Genomic DNA, 24,290 nt, shown 5'->3' on the forward strand with positions numbered 1-24,290 from the left:
TTCAGGCCGCTGCTCGTCCAGCGTCGGGATAGGGGTCAGGAACGCTGATCGGCTCGACATCGTCCTGATGCGGGGTCTTGTCCCAGCGGTGCGGTTCCAGCGCTAACCGGACGGCGGCGTGCATGAAGGCGAGGCTCAGCAGGAACCAATAGGGCAGCGAAGCCGCCATATCGAGCGGGCCATAGGGCGTCCCGGCGATCCGTGCGCCGCGGTGTTTGGTGATCCAGGCGGCGGCCACTCCAACGATCAGCACCGTCCACCCCATAACTGAAAGGGACGGCAATTGCCGGTCCATCGCCGACATCAGGCAGACCACGGCGACCCAGGCCATGCAGCCGGCGTGAACCGCCGCCGACCCCAGTCCGGCGCCGATGGTCAGGATCAGCGCCGTCCACCCGCGCCAGCCCATGCCCTCGGTCCAGCGCGTATGCACCGCCAGCGTCTGCAGATAGCCTTTCAGCCAGCGCGTACGCTGCGGCAGCCATAGACGCACCGGACCGGGCGGCGTCTCATAGGTGGGGCGGCTGATGACGCTCAGCCGAAGCCCCGAGCGCCAGATCCTGAAGCCCAAATCGGCGTCTTCAGTCACGTTCCAGGCGTCCCATCCGCCCAGCGCTTTCAGCACCGAAACGCGGAAATGATTGCTTGTGCCGCCCAGCGGAAAGGGCAGGCCGAGTTGGACCATGGCGGGCAGGGTGATCTCGAACAGGGCGGCGTATTCGGCGGCGAACTGGCGATCGAGCAGGGGGTGAGGGCTGTTCTTCTGGCGACTGCGGATGCGTAAGGGAGCCTGAACGCAGGCCAGGCCTTCGCCCTCGGCGCGAAACTTCATCGCCGCTTCTTTCAACTGCAGCGGATCGGGGTCGTCCTCGGCGTCGTAGATCGTCAGGAAGTCGCCGGTTGCGCGCGCCAGGGCGTAGTTCAGGGCGCGCGGTTTGGTTTTCGGCGCGCCGGGCGGAACCACCAGCACGCTCAACCAGTCGGGCAGGCTCAACTGCGACGCCGCTGCGATAGTGGCGTGATCGTCGGCTTCCAGCGCGAGGAAGCCTTGTAGACGGTCTCTGGGATAATCGATCTCATCAAGTCGCTCGACCAGATGGGGCAGTATCTGCGCCTCGTGATAGAGGGCGGCCACTATGGTGTAATGCGGCCATTCATCATGCGACCAACTGCCGGGCGGATTTGGACGGGGCGCCTCGGCCTGAACCACGATCAAACTGAGGCGCCATATCGCGAGCGCTAGAAAGCCGACCTGGACCGATATCAGGTAGAAGGAGGCGAGGCGTGGAAGAAGACATGCGCCCGCCAAGCTTAAAGTCGAGAAGACGCCGATGGCTATAGCCTGTGAACGCGTCAGGGTGATGCGCGCCGTCCCAGCCAATCGCTGTTCAGAACCCGCCACGCACGCCCCCTAGTTTTACCAATGTTAATATCATTGATATCCCAAAGCTTGGGTTTGGCTAGAGGGGCCGGTCGAGTTAACCTCGCGTCGGGACTCAGGTCCCTCGTTCAGGGAGCCAGTTGATTGTCGGTTTCTACGACTTCCGCGTCGCGATCCAACCGCAAGGCCAAGGGAGACGGGCACGAGCGTCGCGCCGAGATCCTGACGGCGGCCGAGCGCATTTTTGTCGAAAGTGGTTATGACGGCGCCACCATCCGCAAGATCGCTGATGAGGTCGGGCTGTCGTCGACCGCGCTTTACATGCATTTCTCCGACAAGGGCGAGATCCTCAACGAGATCTGCCGCAATACCTTTGAGAGGTTGGCGGAACGCAATCGGGGCATTCTGGCGGATACGGCCCCGGCGCTGACGCGTCTGCGGCGTATTGCGGAAGGCTATGTGGCCTTCGGCTTTGAACACCCCAACGCCTATCGTCTGGCCTATCTGACCCCGGCGATTGAGACGCGCCACGGCGTCGAGACCATCGCGCAGAAGGCGGGAGGCGAACTGTTCGCCGCTGTCGTGGAGGTGGTCGAGGATGCTGTGGCGCAGGGCGTGCTTCGCGGGGATGCGCGGGTCCTGGCCCAGGTGATTTGGGCCAGCGTTCACGGACTGGTCTCCCTGATGATCACCAAGCCCTATTTCGACTGGGCCGAGCGGGACGTGTTGATCCGCACCCAGCTGGACGTGCTGTTCAACGGATTGACCGCCCTGTGAGGCGGCGTCTGTGCGGGCTGGTCCTCCTGATCACAGCCGCCTTGGCTACCGCCGCACAGGCGCGGCCGCTGCGGGTGATGGCGTTGGATCAGTGCGCCGATCAGTTCGTCCTGGCCCTCGCGCCTGACGCGGAGCTCGCCCTGTCGCCGCGCGCCGACGATCCCGACGCCTGGATGCGACAGGCGACGAAAGGGCGACGGATGGTTCGTCCGACGCTGGAGGCCGCGACAGGTTTCCAGCCCGATGTGGCGGTTCGGTACTGGGGCGGCGACGCCCGGCTTTTGAACGCGCTCGACCGGCGCGGGGTCCGCACGGTCGGCATCGACGATGCGTCGGACATGGAGGGGATCAAGGCCAATATCCGCAAGGTGGCGGCGGCCCTGGATCGCCGCGCGCGCGGCGAGGCCCTGATCCGCCAAATGGAGGCGCGGCTGGAACAGGCGTCGGGCGCCGGGCGAGGGCGGTCGGCTGTCTATGTGACGGCCAGCGGCTTCACCAGCGGGCCCGGCTCATTGATGGACGCCATCCTGCGCGCGGCCGGGTTCCGCAACGGGGTGATACAGCCCGGCTATCAGCCGCTGGGGCTTGAGCGGGTGCTGCTGACGCCGCCGGCGCTCTATGTGAAGGGGTTCTTCGACCTGGCGCGGTCGGACTGGCGCGGCGCAGGGCGCCATCCGGTCATGCGCCGGGCGACGGCGCAGCGCACGGCGGCCAGCCTGCCCGGCGCGGCGCTGACCTGTCCCGCCTGGTTCGCGGCGGATGCGGCGGTTCTGCTGGCGGAGCAGGCGAAATGACCGGCGCGACGAGACTGAATATCGCTCTGGGGCTGGCCCTTGCGGCTGCGCTTGGAGTGGCGACGACCCTGGGAGAAACAGCTTTCAGCGCGGCGCAGTACGCCCAGGCGCTGTCTGACCCCGCTTCGGGGCCGGGCGAGGTGCTGTGGCTGGTGCGCGCCCCGCGTGCGGTCTGCGCCCTGCTGGTCGGCGCGGCGCTCGGCCTGGCCGGGGCGGTGATGCAGGGACTGCTGCGTAATCCGCTGGCCGAGCCGGGGGTGCTGGGGGTGCTGGGGGTGTCTGCGACATCGGCCCTGGCCGCCGCGACCGCCATTGTGCTGGGGCTGGCGGCGATCCCCGGCGCTGTGGAAAGCGCGGCTCTGTTCGGCGCGGCGGTCGGGGGAGGCCTGCTGATCGTCCTGGCTGCGCGGGTGCGGGCGCCCGAGGCGCTGATCCTGTTCGGCGTGGCCCTGTCCAGTTTCGCAGGCGCGCTCACGGCCTTGATCTTCAACCTGTCGCCGTCGCCGATCGCCTCGGCCGAGGTGATGAACTGGCTGCTGGGATCGGTCGAGAACCGCAGTTGGAACGATGTCGCCTGGGTGGCGCCTGCGCTTCTGATCGCAGCCTTTCTAGCGCGCGAGGCGTCGCCGGGGCTGAGGATGCTGACGCTGGGCGAGGAGGCGGCGCGGGCGTCCGGCCTGTCGATGGGGCGGATGCGGGTGCTGGCCCTGGCGGCATCGGCGCTGGCGGCGGGCTCCGCAGTAGCCGTGGCGGGCGTCATTGGTTTTGTCGGACTGGCCGCGCCGCATCTGGTGCGAGCGGCGGTGCGCGGCGATCCAGGGCGGCTGCTGGCGCCCTCGGCCCTGGCGGGCGGACTGATGCTGGTGGTGGCCGATCTTATGGCGCGGATGCTGCCGACGGATCAGGAACTGAAGCTGGGGGTCTTCACCGCTCTTGTGGGCGCGCCGCTATTCGCCCTGATCGCCTGGCGCGCGGCGCGGGAGTGGCGGCTGTGACTGTTTTGCTTGAGCTTGAAAACGCCCACGCCCGCATCGGCGGCGCCGAGGTGCTGAACGGCGCGTTCTTCTCTGTGCGGGCAGGCGAACTCGTGGCCCTTTGCGGTCCCAACGGGGCGGGCAAGTCGACGGCCTTGCGCGCCGCCCTCGGGCTGGCGCCGCTGACGCAAGGGGTGGCCCGGCTGGGCGGCGATGAGGCCCGGCGCCTGTCGGAACGCCAGCGGGGCGAACGCGCGGCCTATCTGCCGCAGGACCGCTCTATCGCCTGGAATCTCCCGGCGGTGGAGGTGGCGGCGTTGGGCGCGCCCTTCCTGACGGGACAGGCGGCTGTGGAGCGCGCCCGCGCCGCGCTGGACGAGGTCGGCGTCGGCCATCTGGCCGATCGCGGCGTGGCCGAGATGTCGGGCGGCGAGCGGGCGCGCGTGCTTTTGGCGCGCGCCCTGACGGTTCCCGCGCCTTTGCTGGCGGCTGATGAGCCGATCGCCGGTCTGGACCCGGACGCCCAGCTTCTGGTGCTGGAGCGGTTGCGCGCGCGCGCCGACGCAGGGCGCGCGGTCCTGGTCAGCCTGCACGACCTCAGTCTGGCGGCGCGTTTCGCCGACCGTGTCGTGGTGCTGGATCAGGGGCGCACGGCGGCGGAAGGCGCGCCGACCGCGGCCCTGTCGCCGCGCATTCTGAAAACCGTCTTCAACCTCGACGCCGTCTGGCTGGAGGCGTTGGACGGGCCGTGGCTGGCGGCCCGTCGTCTGTCACCTCACGGCTGATAGGGGCGCGGTCCGGCGTTCGGCGGGGTGCCGCGCGCCAGGTCCGCCGACGGCGTCAGAGGGGCCGAGCCGCCGTTCAGCCGGGCGCGATAGACCTGCATGTTCTCCATCACCCGCATCATGTAGTTGCGCGTCTCCGTGAAAGGGGCGCATTCGATGAAGTCGATGGGATCGACCTGGGCCTGACGCGGGTCGCCGCAACGGGCGGTCCATTGCGGCGGCCGCGCCGGTCCCGCGTTGTAGCCGACGGCCGCCAGCAGCGGCGATCCGCCGAAGTTGTTCATCAGTTCGCCGAGGTGATAGCTGCCCAGCGTCATGTTGATCTCCGGGTCCCACAGCTGTTCAGCGCTGAACGAGCGGCCCATGCGGCGCGCCACGCCCTGCGCCGTCGCGGGCAGAAGCTGCATCATGCCGCGCGCGTCCGCGTGGGAGCGGACCAAGGGGTCGAAGCTGGATTCCTGACGGGTGATGGCCAGGGCGAACTCGTTCGGCGCCATGCCCGCGACCTGTTGCGGCAGCTGGATCGGATACATTCGCTCGGGCATGACGAAGCCGCGCTGGCTGGCCGCTCGCCCGACCATCATCGAGCCGAACTGGTCGCCATAGCCCTGCATCAGGTCGAACAGCTGCGACAGATCGTAGGGGGAAGGGAGCTCGTCATCCAGATGATAGGCGAAGACCCGCATCAGGGTCTTTTCACCGATCTGGCCCAGGATGCGGGTCGCCCGCACCACCTCATTGCCCTCGAAGCGGTTGACGTCTTCCGGCGACGGCGCCGGCTCGCCAGGCAGGGTCAGGGTCGTCGCCCCGGCCTTTTCCGCCGCCAGTTGGCCGTAGAAGGTCTGCCAGTGCTCGGCGCCGGCCTGATACCAGCGCTGGGCGCCTTCGCGGTCGCCGCGCGCCTCGGCCGCCCGACCCAGCCAGTACAGGGCGCGGCCTTGGGTGATCGGGGTGGAGGAAGCGTTGCGCAGAGCCTCGAAATGCTGGGCCGCCGTGGCCGGATCGTTGAGTTTGGTCAGGGCAACCCAACCGGCGAAGAACTCGGCGTCGACCTTGCGCTCGCCCGAGGGGAAGCCGTGGCCGTTCATGGCGGCGTAGGCGGCGCGCGCATTGCCCTGTTGCAGGGCGTCCAGGAAGTAGTTGCGGCGTTCGCTCCACAGGGTGTTCTGACCGTCCGTATGCGACGGCGCGGCGGGCAGGGCGGATAGCAGCGGGAAGGCCTCCGACTGGCGCCCGGCCGAGCGCAGCAGGCGCACGCGCTCCAGCACCACGGCCGGATCGTTGGCCTGCGAGGGCAACAGACCGCCGACGATCGCGTCGGGAGCGTAGGCGGTGCGCAGCGCCATCACCGTATTGGCGATGGTCTGACGGTCGGCCGGAACCAGAGCGACCATCGCTCGCGTCGCCGGGCCGTGCGGGCCCAGCAGAAGCATGTTCAGCCGCGCTGTATGATCGTCGCTGGTCAGCCAGCCGCTCCAGCGCGAATAGATTCGGCTTTGCTGGGCCTCTTCAAAGCTCTGTGTGCGCCACCAGTCGCGAATCAGCGCCTGGGCTTCCTGGCGGCGACCCGTCTGTTCCAGCGCGCCAGCCAGGGCGATGGCGCCCTGGGCCGTGGTCGGGGCGGTTCCGTTGAAGAAGGCGATGACGGCGTCCGGCGACTGGCCGGCCATGTCCAGCGCCCGTTCGCCCGCCGCCCTGCGCGATCCGCCGCGCGGCCAGTTCGCCAGGTCGGTCTGCGCCAGCGCCAGATCGCTGTAGGACATCTGCCGGTCTGAGGTGTCGACCAGCGCCCATTCGACCAGTTTGCGCGCCGAGGGGTCGGAAATCCGGGCCATGATGGCCTGCGTGCCGACCACGTCGCGCGCCCGCGCGGCCGTCAGCCCCTGCTGAACCAGGGCGGCGTCCTGACTGCTGATGATTCCGCCCTGGCTGGCGGAGTAGGGGACCGGCGTGCTGTTCAGGACGTCCTGAGCTGGTGGAGTCAGTATCGCCAGGGCGGCGGCCACGGTCGTCGCGATCATTAGATATCTGATCCTCATTCATCTTTGGTTGCGGCCAGGCGGCGGGCAACCTACCCTTTGCCGATTAGTGACGGGCGGACCGCCGCCCATTCTCCGCGCAGGTATGTTGTTCCCATGACCGTCCCCTTGTTCAAGGGCGTGATCACCGCCCTGATCACACCTCTTCGTGACGGAAACGTGGACGAGGCCGCTTTCGAGCGCCTGTTGGAACGCCAGATCGCCGCTGGGGTTCACGGCGTCGTGCCGATGGGCACCACAGGTGAGAGCGCCACCCTGCATCTGGATGAGCACAAGCGCGTGGTCGAACAGTGCATCAGGATCGCCGCCGGGCGCATCCGCGTCATCGCTGGCGCAGGCTCTCCTGCCACGGACAAGGCGATCGAACTGACCCGTTTCGCCAAGACGGTGGGCGCCGACGGCGCCCTGGTCGTGACCCCCTATTACAACCGTCCGTCGCAGGCCGGGATGCAGGCGCATTTCGAGGCGGTGGCCGACGCCGTTCAACTGCCGATCCTGCTCTATAACGTGCCGGGTCGCACCGGAGTGGACCTGGCCAATGAGACGGTGGCGGCCCTGGCGGCGCACCCAAACATCGTCGGCATCAAGGACGCCAGCGCCGATGTGGCGCGGGCCAGCTGGATGCGCGCCAATATCGACGGCGCCTTCGACCTGATCTCGGGTGATGATTCCAGCTATCTGGGCTATGCCGCGCACGGCGGCGTCGGCGTCATCTCCGTGACCTCGAACGTGGCGCCTGAGGCGATGGTCGCCCTGCATGACGCCATTCAGGCCGGCGACTTCGCCGCCGCACGGTCGTGGCAGGATCGGCTGATCGGCCTGCACAAGGCGCTGTTCCTCGACAACTCGCCGTCCCCCGCCAAATACGCCTTGGCCAGGATGGGCCTGTGCACGGAAGAGGTCCGCCTGCCGCTGTCGCAGACGGCTGAGGCCGTCAAGCCCGCCATCGACAAGGCGCTGGCCGCCGCCGGAGTCGCCTGATGGCCGCCGACGCGCCCAAACAGAAGACGATCGCCGAGAACCGCCGCGCGCGCTTCGATTATTTCCTCGAAGATCATATCGAGGCCGGGCTCCAGCTGCGGGGCACCGAGATCAAGGCCCTGCGCGACGGCCGGGCCAATATCGCCGAGAGCTATGTCTCGCCCGAGGGGCGCGAGATGGTGCTGATCAACGCCGACATCCCGCCCTATAAGATGGCGAACCGCTTCAACCATGAACCGCGCCGTCACCGTAAGCTGCTGCTGCACCGCAAGCAGATCGACAGGCTGATCGGCGCCGTTCAGCGCGAGGGGCGCACCATCGTCCCTGTGCGCCTCTATCTGAATGAGGCGGGCAAGGCGAAGCTGGAGATCGCCCTGGCCAAAGGCAAGAAACTGCACGACAAACGCGAGACGGCGGCCGAGCGCGACTGGCAGCGCGACAAGGCGCGTCTGCTGCGCGACAAGGGATAAGTGCGGTTCCGCTTTGCGCGCCGCGCGACGCGCGATAAACGAGCGATGATGGGGTGCGTCTTGCGGAGTTCGTGGTGAAGATAGCCGAACGCTGGTTCGTCATGGCGGGCGTGGCCCTGCTGGGCGCCATCGCCCTGGCCGGGGTGGTGGTGGCCATCTACGCCGCCTGGGTCCTGCACGACATGCCGGACGCGTCTGAACTGGCGGACTATCGCCCCGCGACGGCGACGCGCGTTTATGCCGGCGACGGGACCCTGATCGGCGAGTTCTCGGACCAGCGGCGCATCTATGTCACCTATGACCAGGTGCCGCAGACGGTCGTTCACGCCTTCCTGGCGGCCGAGGATCAGAATTTCTTCAATCACGGCGGCATCGACGTGTCCGGCATCGGCCGGGCGATGTTCAAGAACGTGTTTAACGTCATGTCGGGCAAGCGGCTGGAGGGCGGCTCGACCATCACCCAGCAGGTGGCCAAGAACGTCCTGCTGACCAGCGAGACCAGCCTGAACCGCAAGCTTAAGGAGGCCGTCCTCTCCAGCCGTCTGGAAGCGACGCTGACCAAGGAGCAGATCCTCGAACTGTATCTGAACGAGATCTACCTGGGCTATCGCTCCTATGGCGTGGCCTCGGCCGCCTATAACTATTTCGGCAAGTCGCTGGATCAGCTGACGCCGGACGAGGCGGCCTTCCTGGCGGCCCTGCCCAAGGGGCCGACCAACTACCACCCGAAACGCTATCCGGCGGCTGCGTTGGGTCGACGGAACTGGGTGCTGGGCGAGATGGCCGACAACAAATGGCTGTCGGAAGAGCAGTTGAAGACGGCGCTGGCCCGACCGCTGAACACCCGCTCTGCGCCGCGTCGGGCGGAATACGCCGACGCCGACTTCTTTGTGGAAGAGGCGCGTCGTCGCGCCATCGCCCTGTTCGGTCAGGAAGAGGTCAATCGCGGCGGCTATTACCTGCGCACGACGCTTGATCCGCAGCTGCAGTCGGCGGCGCGCGACGCCCTGATGCGGGGTCTTGAGGATTACGACCGTCGTCACGGCTGGCGAGGCGCCTGGGGCACGACCGACTTCGCCGAGGGCTGGCAGGCCGAGGCCCAGAAGCGCACGACCCCGCCCGAGCGCCGCTCGTGGCAGGCGGCCGCCGTCGAAAGCGTCAGCGGAGGCTCAATCCGCGTCCGCACGGCCAAGGACGATCAGGCGGGCGCGCTTCGCGCCGCCGATGTCAGCTGGTCCAACGCCGGGCGTCGTCCGCTGAAGCGCGGCGACCTGATCTTCGTCGAACGCCAGAACGGCCAGTTCGCCCTGAAGCAGGTTCCGGCCGTCAACGGCGCCCTGGTCGCGATCGAGCCGCAGTCGGGCCGCGTCCTGGCGATGGTCGGCGGCTATTCCTACGCCCTGTCCAGCTTCAACCGCGCCACCCAGGCGCGTCGACAGCCGGGGTCGGCCTACAAGCCCTTCGTCTATGCGGCCGCGCTGGAAGGCGACTTCACCCCGGCTTCGATCGTGCTGGATGCGCCGATCAGCTTCCCCGGCGGCCCCGGCGGCCGCGCCTGGACGCCCCAGAACTACAGCCGCCAGTTCTATGGCCCGCAGACGCTGCGGCGCGGGCTGGAGCTGTCGCGCAACGTCATGACTGTGCGTCTGGCGCAGGCGGTGGGCATGAAGAACGTCGTCGATCTGTCCAAGAAGATGGGCGTCGTGGACGACATGTCGCCGAACCTGGCCATGTCGCTGGGGGCAGGGGAAACCACGCCTTACCGCATCACCGCCGCCTATGCCGCCTTCGTCAACGGCGGTCGCCGGATCGACCCCTATCTGATCGAACTGGCGCAGGACCGGAACGGCCAGACCATCCACCGCGCCGACCGTCGCCAGTGCCGGGACTGCGGCCGTGGCTTCAGCGGCCAGGAATCGCCCCGCCTTCAGGATCGCGGAACCCAGGTGATTGACCCCATCACCGCCTATCAGATGACTTCCATGCTGGAAGGCGTGATCCAGCGCGGCACCGGCGCCCGTGCTCGCAGCCTGGGCCCGTGGGTCGGCGGTAAGACGGGCACCACCAATGAATATCGTTCGGCCTGGTTTGTCGGATTCTCGGCGGACATCGTGGTCGGCGTCTTCGTCGGCTTTGACGACAACCGTTCGCTGGGCGGCGGTGAAGCCGGGGCCTCGACGGCCGTGCCGATCTTCATCGACTTCATGGAAGACGCTCTGAAAGAGCGGCCTGCGCGGCCGTTCGTGAAGCCGAAAAACGCCATCTTCCGCACCGTCAACGGCATCGAAGAGGCCTTCCGCCCCGGCACCGAGCGTCAGCTGCGCGAAGAAGCGCCGCCGCCGGCCCAGCCCGAAGGGCCGCAGAACTACTACGACGTCATCCGTCGCGAGCAGGAGGTTCGCTCCCAGACCCCGACACCGACCGCGCCGCCTCCGGTTGCGCCGCCGCCGCCGAAGAAGGAGCCGGCCGAGGACTTGAGCGGCCTTTACTGACGCTTTAGGTAAGCCCACCACCCGGCGCGCCTGCTTTCAGGCGCGCCGTTTCACCTGTCCTTCCCCCATCGGACGCGCGCTGCGCGGTCCTGTTTGCGGGGGGACTTCCGTTCGCAGGAGTTTGCGATGAGATCGGATGTCGAGGCCATGAAGGCCGACATCGAGCAGAGCGTCGCTCTGCTCAGGAGGCGACTTTGACTGGGATGTCGCTCTAAGAAAGCTCGATGAGCTGAACGCGCGGGTCGAGGATCCGACGCTGTGGGACAATCCCGAACAGGCCCAGGCCGTCAGCCGTGAACGCTCGCGGCTGGAAGTGCAGGTCAACGCCGTCAAGGAAATGGAGCAGGGTCTCGAAGACGGGATCATGCTGGCCGAAATGGCGGACGAAGAGGGCGACGAAGGCACCCTCGAAGAAGCGCGTGAACAGCTGAAGTCCATCAAGGACCGGGCCGCCCGCGCCGAACTGGAAGCCCTGCTGTCCGGCGAGGCGGACGGCAACGATGCCTATCTGGAGGTCAACTCCGGCGCCGGCGGCACCGAGTCCAACGACTGGGCGGGCATTCTGCTGCGGATGTACAGCCGCTGGGCGCGCTCGCACGGCTATGAGGTCGAGCTTCAGGAAGAAGAGTCCGGCGAACAGGTCGGCATCAAATCGGCGACCCTGCTGATCACCGGCCCCAACGCCTATGGCTGGCTGAAGTCGGAATCGGGCGTCCACCGTCTGGTGCGCATCAGCCCCTATGATGCGGCGGCCAAGCGGCACACGTCGTTCGCCTCGGTCGGGGTCTCGCCCGTCGTGGATGACAGCATCGAGATCGAGATCAACCCGTCGGACGTGCGCACGGACACCTATCGCGCTTCGGGCGCAGGCGGTCAGCACGTCAACAAGACGGACTCGGCCGTGCGCCTGACCCACATTCCGACCAACACCGTGGTCGCCTGTCAGGCGGGCCGTTCGCAGCACCAGAACCGCGACCAGGCCTGGAAGATGCTGCGCGCGCGTCTGTATGAGCTGGAACTTCAGAAGCGTGAGGCTGCGGCCCAGGCTCTGGCTGACGCCAAGACGGACATCGGCTGGGGCCACCAGATCCGATCCTACGTCCTGCAGCCGTATCAGATGGTGAAGGACCTGCGGACCGAGGTCGAAACCTCGGACACGCAAGGCGTTCTGGACGGCGACCTGGACGCCTTCATGGGCGCGGCTCTGGCGGCGCGCGTGGGCGAAACCCGCGAGGGCTGACCCGCCTGACCGGTGCATAAAAAAAGGGCGGCCTTTGCGGGCCGCCCTTTCTCGTTGTCAGCACTCGCGCCGATCAGGCTGCGGGCTTGGCCTCGACCTTGGCGTCCGTCTTGGCGGGCGCAGGCTTTTCGGCCGGAGCAGGGGTCTCCAGCATATTGGCGCCCGGCGTGTCGCGCTTGGCCTGGGTGCAGCGGCCCTGGAACCAGGCGCCCTGTTCGATCGACAACTGCTCCTGGGTGATGTCGCCCTCGACGCGCGAGGTGGCGAACAGCTTGACCTGCTTGGCGACGATGGCGCCCGAGACGCGGCCGCGCACCTCAAGGATGTCGGCGTGAACCGTGCCCTCGACCGCGCCGCCTTCGCCGATCACCACGCGCACCACGCGGATGTCGCCTTTCAGCGAGCCGTCGACCTGAAGTTCGCCTGCGCCGGAGATGTTGCCCTCATACTTCACGCCCGCCGACAGAGTCGAAAGGCTGGAGGAACGGGCGGCGGGACGCGCCGCCTCCGGCGCGCGCGCAGGCGCAGCGGCGATCGGCGCTGCGGGCTCCGGCTTGGGCTGGACCGGCTCTGGCGGCTTGGGAATGCCCATTCCGCTAGAGGGGTTGTTGTCGAACGGTTTGTTCTTATTGAACATTCATGCTCTCCGCGTCACGCCGCGATTATCGGCGTCTGGTCAATGTCAGCCCCTGAGGATGCAATCCCTGGCGACACTTAGTGCGGGCTGAGGCGGAGAGGTCAAGCGGGGCCTTCCGAACCCCGCTCGCCGATCAAAGCGCTTCGACGGCGGCCAGAACCTCTTCGGCGTGGCCCTTGACCTTGACGTTGCGCCAGGCGCGGCGGACCACGCCCTGGCCGTCGATCAGGAAGGTGGCGCGCTCAATGCCCATATATTCGCGGCCGTAGAGCTTCTTCAGCACCCAGACGCCCCAGCTTTCCGTGACCGCGCCGTCCTCGTCCGAGCCGAGCGCGACCTTGAGATCATGCTTGGCCTTGAAGCGGTCCAGCTTCTTCACCGTGTCGCGCGATACGCCGATCACTACCGCGTTCGCCGCCGCGAACCGGTCGATCAGGGCCGAGAAGTCCTGTCCCTCGGTCGTGCAGCCCGGCGTGTCGGCCTTGGGGTAGAAGTAGAGCACGATATTCTTGCCCTTCAGCCCGTCCAGCGACACCCGTCCGTCGCCGTCTGTCGCCAGATCGAATGCGGGGGCGGGGGTGTTTTCGGTGATGTCGACCATCAATCTCTCCGTTCATGCCGGCGGACGCCGGGATCCAGTAAGGACCCCCGCCTAGCCGGTTGAAAGTTGCAGCAACAAAATCTCGCTGCGCTTGAAGCCAAAGCACTGGGTCCCGGCGTCCGCCGGGATGAGCGGTTCAGGTTTAAACCGGCCGCACCAGCACCAGCTTTTTCTTGCCGGCGCCGAGCTTCAGCACGCCGTCAGCGTTCAGGTCGGCTTCTTTGATCAGACGGGCGCCGTCGTTGACGACCTCGTCGTTCAGGCGCAGGCCGCCGCCCTGGGCCAGACGGCGCGCCTCGCCGTTGGAGGCGCTGAGACCCGCCTTGGTCGTGACGGCGGCGATCATGGCGCCGATCACCTCGTCACGCGGCAGTTCGACGGTTGGCAGGTCGGCCGACATCTGGCCCTTCTCGAAGGCGGCCTCGGCGGCGGCGCGGGCGGCCTGTGCGGCCTCGGCGCCGTGCAGCATGGAGGTGGTGGCGTCGGCCAGCGCCTTCTTGGCGTCGTTGATCTCGGCGCCTTGAAGCGCCTCATAGCGCTCGATCTGATCCAGCGGCAGGTCGGTGAACAGACGCATGAAGCGGCCTACGTCGCCGTCTTCGGTGTTGCGCCAGTACTGCCAGTAGTCGAACGGCGACAGGGCGTCGGCGTTCAGCCACACGGCGCCGCCGACCGTCTTGCCCATCTTCTGGCCCGAGGCGGTGGACAGCAGCGGCGTGGTCAGGCCGAACGCGGCCTTGTGGTCCACCTTACGGGTCAGTTCGACGCCGTTGATGATGTTGCCCCACTGGTCCGACCCGCCCATCTGCAGTGAACAGCCATAGCGACGGTTCAACTCCAGGAAGTCGGTCGCCTGCATCAGCATGTAGTTGAACTCGAGGAAGGTCAGCGGCTGCTCGCGATCCAGGCGCAGCTTGACCGAGTCGAAGCTCAGCATCCGATTGATGGTGAAGTGGGTCCCGTAATCGCGCAGGAACTGCAGGTAGCCCAGCTGCGACAGCCACTCGTCGTTATCCAGCATGATGGCGTCGGTCGGGCCGTCGCCGAAGGTCAGGAATTTCTCGAACACGCCTTTGATGCCAGCGATGTTCTCGGCGATCTTTTCCTCGGTCAGCAGGGGGCGTTGGGTGTCCTTGAACGACGGGTCGCCGACCTTGGTCGTGCCGCCGCCCATCAGGACGATCGGCTTGTGTCCGGCCTGCTGCAGACGGCGCAGCAGCATGATCTGGATCAGGTGGCCGACGTGCAAGCTGGGCGCCGTCGCGTCGAAGCCGATATAGCCGGTGACCACGCCAGACGCCGCCGCCTCGTCCAGTTCGACCGGGTGGGTGATCTGGTGGATATAGCCGCGCGCTTTCATCAGGCGCAGGAAGTCCGACTTGAAGGCGGTTTCGGAAACGGTTTGGGTCGTGGGCTCGGTCATGGTCGGGTCCGTAGCATCAGAACCGGCGGCCGTCTTCCGAGGAATAATGCCGCCGAGGGAAGGGCGGCAAGGATCGCGGCCGCTCTCTAGTAGAGGCCGTAGTAATAGGCGGCGAAAAGGGCCGGTTGCGCGATCATGGGCGCTAGCTACGTCGCCCCTGACGTGGCAGTCAAGCCGCCATGACGACCTCCCCGAAAAAGACCCTGCGCGTGCTCGGCTTCATGACCGGCACCTCGCTCGACGCCGTGGACATGGCGGTGATCGAAACGGACGGCCACGACATCCTGTCCTTCGGCCCCGCCGGCGAAATGAAGCTCGACAGCGAAACACGCGCCGTCATTGAGGACGCCATCGAGGACGCCTTCGACTGGGAACGCGACGAGGAAGAGCCTGACAGCTTTGAGGACGCCCGCATGGCGGTGGCCGACGCGCATCTGGCTGCCGCGCTCGGTTTCATGGCGGTGAACGGAGTCAAGTCCAGCGCGCTGGATCTGGTCGGCGTCCACGGCCAGACAGTGCTGCACGAGGCGCCGACGCCGGATCTGCCGGGTCGCACCGTCCAGCTTATCGACGCCGCCAGCGTGGCCGAGGGGCTGGGAGCGCCCGTCGCCTTTGACTTCCGCAGCGCCGACGTGGCGGCGGGCGGGCAGGGCGCGCCGCTGGCGCCTGTCTATCACGCAGCGCTGGTCCGCAAGGCGGGGATGGAGGGGCCGGTCGCCGTGCTGAACCTCGGCGGGGTCGGTAACATCACCCTGATCCGCGCCGACGGCGAGTTGGAGGCCTTCGACACCGGCCCGGCCAACGGCATGGTCGATCTGCTGGTCCAGTCGCGCATGAAGAAGCGGATGGACGAGGGCGGTCGTCTGGCGGCGGCGGGAACGGTCGATCAGGCCATGCTGGGCGCCTATCTGGCCCACCCCTATTTCGCGGCGAGCGGCCCGAAGTCGCTGGACCGTTTCGACTTCTCGCTGGACCCGGTGGCGGATCTGTCGCTGGAAGACGCCGCCGCCACCCTGACCGCCTTTGCCGCTCAGGCTGTGGCGCTGGGCGTCGCCCGCTGCTCCGAGCAGCCGAAGGAGATCGTCGTCTGCGGCGGCGGTCGTCACAACCCCGTGCTGCTGGCCGCCATTCGCGAGCGTGTCGGCCTCCCCGTCTCGACGGCGGAGGACAAGGGCTGGCGCGGCGACTCCATCGAAGCCGAGGCCTTCGCCTTTCTGGCCGCCCGCTGTCGTCTGGGCCTGCCGATCAGCTTCCCTGGTACGACAGGCGTTTCGGCGCCCATGACCGGCGGTCGGATCGTCGAGCCGGGAGCGGAATAATGGCGGCGTCATCGCGTTTCTGGGGCGTCGCCAGCGGTCTGGCGGCGGGCGCTCTGTGGGGGCTGGTCTTTCTGGCCCCCAAGGTCGTGCCCGAGGCCTCGCCTCTGCTGCTGACGGCGGGACGTTACCTCGCCTATGGCCTGATCGCGGTCATGCTGATCGCGCCGCGCTGGCGGCGGGTGACGGCAGCCCTGACGCGCAAGGCGTGGGGCGCGCTGGTCTGGCTCAGTCTGGCGGGCAATCTGGTCTATTTCGCCTTTCTGGTGGTCGGCGTGCATTACGCTGGCGTCGCGGCCTCGGCCCTGATCGTCGGCATGGTGCCCGTGGTGGTGGCCCTGTGGGGGCTGCGGGACAAGGATTCGCCGCCGCTGTCGCGCGTCGCGCCGCCCATCGCTGTGGCGGCGCTCGCGGTCGGTCTGATCGGGTGGCAGTCGCTCAGTCAGGGCGGTGGCGCGGCGGCGCAGAGCGGCGCGGCCACGCTGATCGGTCTGGGATGCGCCCTCGCGGCCCTGCTGTCCTGGACTGCCTTCGCCGTCGGCAACAGCCGCTGGATGGGCCGCCTGCCCGACGTCACCCCGCATGAGTGGTCGCTGCTGACCGGCGTGGTCACCGGCGCGCTTGCGCTGGTGCTGGTGATCCCGTCCCTGTTCATGCTGGGCGGCATGACGGACGACGCCTGGCTGCGTCTGATCGGCGTCAGCGCGGGCGTGGCGATCTTCGCCTCCGTCATCGGCAACGCGTTCTGGAATCAGGCCAGCCGCCTGCTGCCCCTGACCATGCTGGGCCAGATGATCGTGTCCGAGACCCTGTTCGCCTTCATCTACGGCTTCATCTGGGAACAGCGCGGCCCGACCGTGATCGAGATAGTCGCCATGATCCTGATGATCGTCAGCGTCGTCTGGTGCGTTCGCGCCCATCGCCCTGCCGCCGTGGTCGCTGCGGAAGGCGATCACTGACGATCGGCGCAATTAGAAACGGCGCCCCGAAGATCAGGGCGCCGCTTCAATCAGGATATCGCTATGCGGATCAGGCGGGCTTTTCTTCCAGCCGCTTGTCCAGGTAGGCGCCGACGCGGCGCTCGACCGCGCCGATGTGGTCCTGCCAGAAGTGGGTCGCGCCTTCTTCCAACTCGTAGTCGATGACGATGCCCTTCTGGGTGCGCAGCTTGTTCACCACGCGCTCGACATCGGCGGGCGGCACCACGGTGTCGGCCGTGCCGTGCAGGAACAGGCCCGAGGCCGGGCAGGGGGCCAGGAAGCTGAAATCATAGATGTTCGACGGCGGCGACACGGAGATGAAGCCGTCGGTCTCGGGGCGACGCATCAGCAGTTGCATCCCGATATAGGCGCCGAACTGATAGCCGGCGACCCAGGTCTGGGTGGCGGCGGGATTGTTGGCCTGAAGCCAGTCCAGGGCCGTCGCTGCGTCGGCCAGTTCGCCGATGCCGCTGTCGAACTCGCCCTGCGACTTGCCCACGCCGCGGCTGTTGTAGCGCAGGGTGGCGAAGCCGCGCTGGACGAACAACTGGTGCATCGTCAGGGCGACGGGGTTGTTCATGTGCCCGCCCGCCTTGGGGTGGGGGTGCAGGATCAGGGCGATCGGCGCGTCGGGACGCTTGCCAGGAGAATAACGGCCTTCGATGCGGCCGGAGGCGCCAGGCAGGATAACTTCAGGCATGGATGGCGGTCCCTACGATCAACAGTGGTTTCGCGAGCGGATAATACTTGACCACACAGGTAGGACTTTCTAAGTCCCCCCTGCACGATGCGCTCGCCAGCAAGGCCGGGGGTCTTAGCACAGCGAGCCTGAAAAGCGGTAGAATTTTGAGGTATTGGGATGCGTCTGTCGACCAAGGGACGTTACGCCGTCATGGCGATGGCCGATCTGGCGAAAAACGGGACCGATCGGGCCGTCTCCCTGGCTGAAATCGCGGCGCGTCAGGAAATCTCGCTCAGCTATCTGGAGCAGCTTTTCGCGCGCCTGCGCAAGGGCGGTCTGGTCAAGAGCGTGCGTGGACCGGGCGGCGGCTATCGGCTGGCCCGAGAGGCGGACGAGATGGTCGTGGCGGACATTGTCCTGGCGGTCGATGAGCCGATCCGCGCCACGCGCTGCGCCGCCCATGGCACGCCGCGGGGCTGTATGACGGGCGGCGCCCGCTGCATCACCCATGACCTGTGGGAAGATCTGGGCGCCGAGATCCATCGCTATCTGGCGGGGGTCAGCCTCGCGGACGTGATCGAGAAGCGGACAGGGCGGGCTCGCATGGGCTCGGGTTCGATGGAGGCCGCAGCGTGAGCATTTATCTCGACTACAACGCCTCGGGTCTGGTTCGTCCTGAGGTTCAGGAGATCATGGCCAAGGCTCTGGCCGATAACGGCAATCCATCGGCCGTGCATGCCGCCGGGCGGCGGGCGCGGGCGCGCGTCGAGACCGCTCGCGCTCAGGTGGCCGATCTGGTCGGGGCTGATCCGACGGCGATCATCTTCTCTTCGGGCGGCACTGAGTCCAACGCTCAGGCGATCCACAGCGCTCTGGCGGCAGGCTGCAAGCGGCTGATCGTCGGCGCGACCGAGCACCCGTGCGTGGCCGAAGCCGCCGCCGTCAGCGGCGTTCCGGTCGAGGTGCTGCCCGTGGATACGGACGGCGTGGTTGATCTGAACTGGCTGGCCGAGGCGCTGGCTCGTCCGGGGCGCGCGGTCGTCGCCATCCATCACGCCAACAACGAAAGCGGCGTGATTCAGCCGATCGCCGAGGCGGCGAAGCTGGTCCATGCAGCGGGCGGCTGGCTGCACGTCGACGCCATTCAGTCGGCGGGCAAGGTCCCGGTGACCATGAAGGCGCTGGGCGCCGATAGCCTGACCCTCTCGGCGCACAAGCTGGGCGGGCCGCAGGGCGTGGGCGCACTGGTGCTCAAGGACGGCGTATCGGCCGTCCGCATCCTGCACGGCGCCGGTCAGGAACGCGGCCTGCGCGCCGGCACCGAGAACGTGCCGGGCATCGCCGGTTTCGGCCTCGCCGCTGATTGCGCCGCGCGCGATCTGGACGCCGCCATGGCGCACGTCGGCTGGCGCGATGCGGCTGAAGCCAAGGTCAAGGCTGCGGGCGCAACGATCATCGGCGGCGCGGTCGAGCGTCTGCCCAACACCCTGTTCATGGCGGTTGAGGGCTGGGACAGCCCGCAGCAGCTGATCACCCTCGATTTGGTCGGGGTCATGGTCTCGGCCGGTTCCGCCTGTTCGTCGGGCAAGGTCAAGCCGTCCAAGGCGATCAGCGCCATGGGCCTGCATCATCTGGCGACCGGGGGCGTGCGCGTCTCCGGCGGCTGGGGCACGACCGAGGCCGACTGGACCCGCTTCGCGGACGCCTGGGTCGCAGCCTGGGACAAGCATAAGGCACGCCTGCAAGAACGCGTGAAGGAAGTCGCGTAAACTATGGCTATCGTTCAGGAAACAATCGATACGGTCGCGGAACTGGAGCGGTACAAATACGGCTTCACCACCGACGTTGAGCAGGAGTTCGCCCCCAAGGGTCTGAACGCCGACATCGTCCGCTTCATCTCCGAAAAGAAGGGTGAGCCGGAGTGGATGCTGGAATGGCGCCTCGCCGCCTATGAGCGCTGGCTGGCGATGGAAGAGCCGACCTGGGCGGCGGTGAAATACGAACCCGTCGACTATCAGGACCTCTACTACTACGCCGCGCCGGTGAAGAAGGAAGGGCCCAAGTCGCTGGACGAGGTCGATCCCGAACTGCTCGCGGTCTATGAAAAGCTGGGCATTCCGCTGAAGGAGCAGGAGGTCCTGGCCGGGGTCGAAGGCGCGCCGCGCTACGCCGTGGACGCCGTGTTCGACAGCGTCAGCGTGGTCACCACCTTCAAGGAGGAACTGGCCAAGCACGGCGTGATTTTCATGCCGATTTCTGAGGCCTTGCGCGAATATCCTGATCTGGTGCGTCAGTACCTCGGCACCGTCGTGCCGGTCAGCGACAACTATTTCGCGGCCCTGAACAGCGCGGTCTTTTCCGACGGCTCTTTCGTCTACATCCCGCCGGGCGTGCGCTGCCCGATGGAGCTGTCGACCTATTTCCGCATCAACGCCAGCCAGACCGGCCAGTTCGAGCGCACCCTGATCATCGCCGACAAGGGCAGCTACGTCTCCTATCTGGAGGGCTGTACCGCGCCGATGCGCGATGAAAACCAGCTCCACGCAGCGGTCGTGGAGATCATCGCTCTGGACGACGCCGAGGTGAAATACTCGACCGTCCAGAACTGGTACCCCGGCGACGCCGAGGGCAAGGGCGGCATCTACAACTTCGTGACCAAGCGCGCCGACTGCCGCGGCGACCGCTCCAAGGTCAGCTGGACGCAGGTTGAAACGGGCTCGGCCATCACCTGGAAATATCCGTCCTGCATCCTGAAGGGTGAGGAAAGCTCGGGCGAATTCTATTCCATCGCCATCACCAACGGCCATCAGCAGGCCGACACCGGCACAAAGATGATGCACCTGGGCAAGAACAGCCGCAGCCGCATCATCGCCAAGACGGTCTCGGCGGGTAAGTCGGACTCCACCTATCGCGGCCTGGTGTCGATCCACCCCAAGGCGACCGGGGTGCGCAACTTCACCCAGTGCGACAGCCTGCTGATCGGCAAGGAATGCGGCGCCCACACCATCCCCTACATCGAGGTCCGCAACGGCTCGGCCCAACTTGAGCACGAGGCGACCACGACCCGCCTGTCGGAGGCCCAGCTCTTCTACGCCCAGCAGCGCGGCCTGTCGGAAGAAGAAGCGGTGGCGCTGCTGGTCAACGGCTTCGTTCGCGACGTCCTGCAGGAACTGCCGATGGAGTTCGCCGTCGAGGCCCAGAAGCTGGTGGCGATCAGCCTTGAGGGGAGCGTGGGGTGAGGACGTTTCGTCAGTTCGCTCCAATCTTGGCGATCGGTATGATGTCGGCCTGCTCTGAGGTCGGTTCGGTTCCTAAAAGTTCGCAGCCCGAGCCTGCCGGTCGTGATCTCTTCATGGGCTCTTTGCTTAAGATCAGCGGCACGCCCGTTCGGGCAGAGGGATCATCTTCTGAGCCCCGTGATGCGCAGCTAGCGGGTCGGATCAGTATTTGGGTGACGACGGGTGGCGTCGAAGTTCAGTCGGGTTGTGGTTTTTGGGCCGTTCAGACTGATGGCGTGATCAAGCAAATTGCCGACGCATCACCCTCGAGCCGAACGTGTTCAATTAAAGACATAGAATACTTGGCCCAGCTCCGTGCGATGGTTGCCGATGGCGGCAAGTTGACCGGGCTTGATGGCCCTATCCTCACGCTAACAAGCGCTTCCGGGCAAACAGCTACGTTTGAACGGGATCCATTTGCAATCGTTGATTGATGAATATGCTCTCCATTGACAATCTCCACGTCTCCGTCGCCGAAAAGCCGATCCTCAAGGGTCTGACGCTCGATGTGCCTGCGGGCGAAGTTCATGCGATTATGGGGCCGAACGGGGCGGGCAAGTCGACGCTGGGCTACAGCCTGTCCGGGCGTCCCGGCTATGAGGTGACGGACGGTTCCGCCTCGTGGAACGGCCAGGACCTGTTGGACCTTGATCCGGCCGAGCGCGCGGCGGCGGGCCTGTTCCTGTCGTTCCAGTATCCGATCGAGATTCCCGGCGTTCCGGCAATGACCTTCATCCGCACGGCGCTGAACGCCCAGAAGCGCGCGCGCGGCGAGGATGAAGTTTCGGCCCCGGCCTTCCTGAAGCTGGTCAAGGCGGCGTCGCAGTCGCTGAAGATGGACTTCGACATGCTGAAGCGGCCGCTGAACGTCGGCTTCTCCGGCGGTGAGAAGAAGCGGATGGAGATCCTGCAGATGGCCCTGCTGGAGCCGTCGCTGCTGATCCTCGACGAAACGGACTCCGGCCTCGACATCGACGCCCTGCGCATTGTCGCCGACGGCGTGAACGCCATGCGCAGCCCGGAACGGTCGATGCTGGTGATCACCCACTATCAGCGCCTGCTGGACTATATCAAACCGGACCGCGTGCACGTTCTGGCGGGCGGCCGCATCGTCGCCTCGGGCGGGCCTGAGCTGGCGCATGAGCTGGAGGCGGAAGGCTACGACAAGTTCCTGCCGGAGGCGGCATGAAGGCGCTCGCCCGGCTGGACCTGACCGACGCCGCGACCTTTCCCTCGCGGCGGGTCGAGGAATGGAAATACAGTGATCTGAAGCGCTTTCTTCGTGAAGCGCCCGAACCGTCTGGCACGGCCGTCGTCGGCGCGCCGGGACCCTTCTATGATCTGGGCGGCGACGCCATCGTCTTCGCCAACGGCCGCCCGGTCGGGGTGAAGGACTACATCGCCTCGGGCGATCAGACGCTGCGCCTGCGCTTCATCTCGGATGCGACGGGCACCGGTCATACGGCGGCGGCGCGCATCGTCGCCCGCCCCGGCGCGCGCCTGCTGCTTCTGGAGACGCATGAGGGCAAGGGCTCGACCTATGTCGCCCACAACAAGGTCGAGATCGACGTCGCCGCCGACGCCGAGGTGACCCGCATCGTCCTGACCGACGAACCGGATGACGCCATTTCGGTGGCCGAGGCTGAGGTCAAGCTGGAGGCCGGCGGCCGCTATCGCCAGACCGTCGTCGCCACGGGCGCCAAGCTGCAACGTCATGAGACCCGCCTGCGTCACGGCGCCGAGGGCGCCGATGCTCGTGTGGACGGCCTCTATTTGCTCGGCGGCGCACGTCATTCCGACCTGACCACGGTGATCGACCACATCGCGCCGAACGGCACGACCAGCCAGCTGATCAAGGGCGTCGTCCGCGACGAGGCGCGTGGCGTCTTCCAGGGCAAGATTCTGGTCCAGAAGGGCGCTGACGACACCGACGCCCGCATGGGGCACCACGGCCTGATCACATCCGAGCGCGGCGAGATCGACGTGAAGCCCGAGCTGATCATCTACGCCGACGAGGTTCAGTGCGCCCACGGCGCCACCGTCGGGACGCTGGATGAAAGCGCCCTGTTCTATATGCAGCAGCGCGGCATTTCGGCTGACGAGGCCCGCGCCCTGCTGACCCAGGCCTTCCTGATCGAGGTCGTCGACCGCATCGAGCATGAAGGCGCCAGAGAGGTGGTGCGGGAATGGCTGACGGCTCGCCTGTGATCAACGCATCTGTGACGGGGTTCGACCCCTATGCCGCCCGTGCGCAATTCCCCATCCTGTCGCGTCAGGTGAACGGCAAGCCGCTGGTCTATCTGGACAGCGCCGCCTCGGCTCAGAAGCCGCGCGCAGTGATCGACGCCCTGGTCGCGTCGATGGAGGGCAGCTACGCCAACGTTCACCGGGGTCTGCACACCCTGTCGAACGAAGCGACGGAAGCCTATGAGCACGCGCGCGAGATCGTCGCCCGTTTCCTGAACGCGCCTTCGGCCGAGACCATCGTCTGGACCAAGGGCGGCACCGAGGCGATCAACCTGGTCGCCAATGGCGTCGGCCTGTCGATCCAGCCGGGCGACGAGATCATCATCACCGAGATGGAGCACCACTCCAATATCGTGCCCTGGCACATCCTGCGCGAGCGGCGCGGGGCGGTGCTGAAATGGGCGCCGATCAAGGACGACGGCTCGCTGGACATGGAAGCCTTCGCCGCCCTGCTGGGGCCGAAGACCAGGCTGGTCGCCGTCACCCACATGTCTAACGTGCTGGGCACCATCAACCCGGTCGCCGAGATCACCCGTCTGGCCCATGCGGCCGGGGCGCGGGTGCTGATCGACGGCTGCCAGGGCGCGGTTCACGCGGCGTCGGACGTTCAGGCCATCGGCTGCGACTACTACGTCCTGACCGGCCACAAGCTGTTCGGTCCCACCGGCATCGGCGTCCTGTACGGCACGGCCGAGGCGCTGGATGCCCTGCCGCCGTATCAGGGCGGCGGCGAGATGATCGAAACGGTCGAGAAGGACCGGGTGACCTACGCCAAACCGCCGCATCGGTTCGAAGCCGGGACGCCGCCGATCCTGGAAGCCATTGGCCTGGGGGCGGCGATCGATTGGCTGTCGCAGTATGACCCGGCCGCTGTTCAGGCGCACGAGGAAGCCCTGTATCGCCACGCGGTCGAGCGTCTGGCCGATCATGACTGGTTGCGGATTCTGGGGCAGGCGGAAGGGAAGGGCGCTTTGCTGACCTTCGCCGTTGAGGGCGCCCATGCTCATGACGTGGCTCAGATCATGGACCGCTACGGCGTCGCCGTCCGGGCCGGACTGCACTGCGCCGAGCCGCTGGCGAAAAGACTGGGCGTGAGCGCAAGCACGCGCGCCTCCTTCGCCCTATATAACACCATGGAGGATACAGACGCCTTCGTGGACGCGCTGATCAAGGCGCGCAATTTCTTCGTGTGA

22 protein-coding genes are annotated in these 24,290 nt (G+C 66.9%); 16 read left to right on the forward strand and 6 right to left on the reverse strand.

The window, feature by feature from the left end; translation table 11 throughout:
• Nucleotide 1: 1 nt before the first annotated feature.
• Nucleotides 2-1,210, reverse strand: a complete 1,209-nt coding sequence (locus H556_RS0101200) for a glycosyltransferase family 2 protein (RefSeq protein ID WP_245559437.1) — start codon at nucleotides 1,208-1,210, stop codon at nucleotides 2-4.
• Between the two features lie 315 nt (nucleotides 1,211-1,525).
• On the opposite strand from H556_RS0101200, the gene H556_RS0101205 reads away from it, so the two are divergent.
• From H556_RS0101205 to H556_RS0101220, 4 genes are read left to right on the forward strand one after another with little or no spacing between them, the layout of a single operon-like run.
• Nucleotides 1,526-2,158: a TetR/AcrR family transcriptional regulator gene (locus H556_RS0101205; RefSeq protein ID WP_024352706.1), complete on the forward strand. Its 633-nt coding sequence runs from the start codon at nucleotides 1,526-1,528 to the stop codon at nucleotides 2,156-2,158.
• Nucleotides 2,155-2,952 (forward strand): ABC transporter substrate-binding protein, encoded by a 798-nt coding sequence (locus H556_RS0101210; RefSeq protein ID WP_024352707.1) that lies wholly within the window; start codon nucleotides 2,155-2,157, stop codon nucleotides 2,950-2,952. Before H556_RS0101205 ends, H556_RS0101210 begins: the two co-directional genes overlap by 4 nt.
• Nucleotides 2,949-3,947 (forward strand): FecCD family ABC transporter permease, encoded by a 999-nt coding sequence (locus H556_RS0101215; protein ID WP_024352708.1) that lies wholly within the window; start codon nucleotides 2,949-2,951, stop codon nucleotides 3,945-3,947. Before H556_RS0101210 ends, H556_RS0101215 begins: the two co-directional genes overlap by 4 nt.
• Nucleotides 3,944-4,711 carry an ATP-binding cassette domain-containing protein gene (locus tag H556_RS0101220; protein WP_024352709.1) on the forward strand — a complete coding sequence of 256 codons (768 nt, stop codon included), beginning with the start codon at nucleotides 3,944-3,946 and terminating at the stop codon, nucleotides 4,709-4,711. The genes H556_RS0101215 and H556_RS0101220 overlap by 4 nt, the downstream gene beginning before the upstream one ends.
• Here the strand turns inward: H556_RS0101220 and H556_RS0101225 are convergent.
• Entirely contained in the window at nucleotides 4,702-6,732 is a 2,031-nt protein-coding gene (locus tag H556_RS0101225) for a lytic transglycosylase domain-containing protein (RefSeq protein ID WP_245559389.1), read from the reverse strand. The genes H556_RS0101220 and H556_RS0101225 overlap by 10 nt on opposite strands.
• Before the next feature lie 114 nt (nucleotides 6,733-6,846).
• Here H556_RS0101225 and dapA point away from each other — a divergent pair, with 114 nt between their 5' ends.
• The 4 genes from dapA to prfB all read left to right on the forward strand — a co-directional run bounded on the left by dapA (nucleotide 6,847) and on the right by prfB (nucleotide 11,933).
• Nucleotides 6,847-7,731, forward strand: a complete 885-nt coding sequence (dapA, locus tag H556_RS0101230) for a 4-hydroxy-tetrahydrodipicolinate synthase (RefSeq protein ID WP_024352711.1) — start codon at nucleotides 6,847-6,849, stop codon at nucleotides 7,729-7,731.
• Nucleotides 7,731-8,201: an SsrA-binding protein SmpB gene (smpB, locus tag H556_RS0101235; RefSeq protein WP_024352712.1), complete on the forward strand. Its 471-nt coding sequence runs from the start codon at nucleotides 7,731-7,733 to the stop codon at nucleotides 8,199-8,201. The genes dapA and smpB overlap by 1 nt, the downstream gene beginning before the upstream one ends.
• Nucleotides 8,202-8,302: 101 nt before the next feature.
• On the forward strand, nucleotides 8,303-10,693 hold the full coding sequence (locus H556_RS0101240) for a penicillin-binding protein 1A (RefSeq protein ID WP_029673110.1): 2,391 nt from the start codon (nucleotides 8,303-8,305) through the stop codon (nucleotides 10,691-10,693).
• Between the two features lie 126 nt (nucleotides 10,694-10,819).
• Nucleotides 10,820-11,933 (forward strand): peptide chain release factor 2 gene (prfB, locus tag H556_RS0101250; RefSeq protein WP_155802389.1). Its coding sequence is split into 2 segments (ribosomal slippage): nucleotides 10,820-10,888 and nucleotides 10,890-11,933, totalling 1,113 coding nucleotides; the frame shifts between segments, so codons are not numbered across the junction.
• Between the two features lie 73 nt (nucleotides 11,934-12,006).
• On the opposite strand, the gene H556_RS0101255 is transcribed toward prfB, so the two are convergent.
• The 3 genes from H556_RS0101255 to tyrS form a co-directional block, all read right to left on the reverse strand.
• Entirely contained in the window at nucleotides 12,007-12,570 is a 564-nt protein-coding gene (locus H556_RS0101255; protein ID WP_024352715.1) for a bactofilin family protein, read from the reverse strand.
• A gap of 133 nt (nucleotides 12,571-12,703) precedes the next feature.
• Entirely contained in the window at nucleotides 12,704-13,171 is a 468-nt protein-coding gene (locus H556_RS0101260) for a peroxiredoxin (protein ID WP_024352716.1), read from the reverse strand.
• Nucleotides 13,172-13,313: 142 nt separating this feature from the next.
• Nucleotides 13,314-14,594 (reverse strand): tyrosine--tRNA ligase, encoded by a 1,281-nt coding sequence (gene tyrS, locus H556_RS0101265; RefSeq protein ID WP_024352717.1) that lies wholly within the window; start codon nucleotides 14,592-14,594, stop codon nucleotides 13,314-13,316.
• Nucleotides 14,595-14,773: 179 nt separating this feature from the next.
• Between tyrS and H556_RS0101270 the strand changes: the two genes are divergently transcribed.
• Both H556_RS0101270 and H556_RS0101275 read left to right on the forward strand, forming a co-directional pair.
• On the forward strand, nucleotides 14,774-15,913 hold the full coding sequence (locus H556_RS0101270) for an anhydro-N-acetylmuramic acid kinase (RefSeq protein ID WP_029673112.1): 1,140 nt from the start codon (nucleotides 14,774-14,776) through the stop codon (nucleotides 15,911-15,913).
• Nucleotides 15,913-16,869, forward strand: coding sequence for a DMT family transporter (locus H556_RS0101275; RefSeq protein ID WP_024352719.1), 957 nt, complete (start codon nucleotides 15,913-15,915; stop codon nucleotides 16,867-16,869). The genes H556_RS0101270 and H556_RS0101275 overlap by 1 nt, the downstream gene beginning before the upstream one ends.
• Before the next feature lie 70 nt (nucleotides 16,870-16,939).
• On the opposite strand, the gene H556_RS0101280 is transcribed toward H556_RS0101275, so the two are convergent.
• Nucleotides 16,940-17,590, reverse strand: coding sequence for an alpha/beta hydrolase (locus H556_RS0101280; RefSeq protein ID WP_003167032.1), 651 nt, complete (start codon nucleotides 17,588-17,590; stop codon nucleotides 16,940-16,942).
• A 159-nt stretch (nucleotides 17,591-17,749) separates the two neighbouring features.
• On the opposite strand from H556_RS0101280, the gene H556_RS0101285 reads away from it, so the two are divergent.
• From H556_RS0101285 to H556_RS0101310, 6 genes are all read left to right on the forward strand, one after another.
• The gene (locus H556_RS0101285; RefSeq protein ID WP_024352720.1) at nucleotides 17,750-18,208 is read left to right on the forward strand and encodes an Rrf2 family transcriptional regulator; all 459 of its coding nucleotides are present in this window, start codon (nucleotides 17,750-17,752) and stop codon (nucleotides 18,206-18,208) included.
• On the forward strand, nucleotides 18,205-19,341 hold the full coding sequence (locus H556_RS0101290; protein WP_024352721.1) for a cysteine desulfurase family protein: 1,137 nt from the start codon (nucleotides 18,205-18,207) through the stop codon (nucleotides 19,339-19,341). Before H556_RS0101285 ends, H556_RS0101290 begins: the two co-directional genes overlap by 4 nt.
• 3 nt (nucleotides 19,342-19,344) lie before the next feature.
• Nucleotides 19,345-20,811, forward strand: coding sequence for a Fe-S cluster assembly protein SufB (gene sufB, locus H556_RS0101295; RefSeq protein WP_024352722.1), 1,467 nt, complete (start codon nucleotides 19,345-19,347; stop codon nucleotides 20,809-20,811).
• A 478-nt stretch (nucleotides 20,812-21,289) separates the two neighbouring features.
• Nucleotides 21,290-22,039, forward strand: a complete 750-nt coding sequence (gene sufC, locus H556_RS0101300) for a Fe-S cluster assembly ATPase SufC (RefSeq protein WP_024352723.1) — start codon at nucleotides 21,290-21,292, stop codon at nucleotides 22,037-22,039.
• On the forward strand, nucleotides 22,036-23,058 hold the full coding sequence (gene sufD, locus H556_RS0101305; protein WP_024352724.1) for a Fe-S cluster assembly protein SufD: 1,023 nt from the start codon (nucleotides 22,036-22,038) through the stop codon (nucleotides 23,056-23,058). Before sufC ends, sufD begins: the two co-directional genes overlap by 4 nt.
• A complete protein-coding gene (locus H556_RS0101310) occupies nucleotides 23,037-24,290 on the forward strand; it encodes an aminotransferase class V-fold PLP-dependent enzyme (protein WP_051130198.1) in 1,254 nt (417 codons plus the stop codon). Before sufD ends, H556_RS0101310 begins: the two co-directional genes overlap by 22 nt.

It is taken from the genome of Brevundimonas naejangsanensis DSM 23858 (assembly GCF_000421705.1).
Classification (GTDB): domain Bacteria; phylum Pseudomonadota; class Alphaproteobacteria; order Caulobacterales; family Caulobacteraceae; genus Brevundimonas; species Brevundimonas naejangsanensis.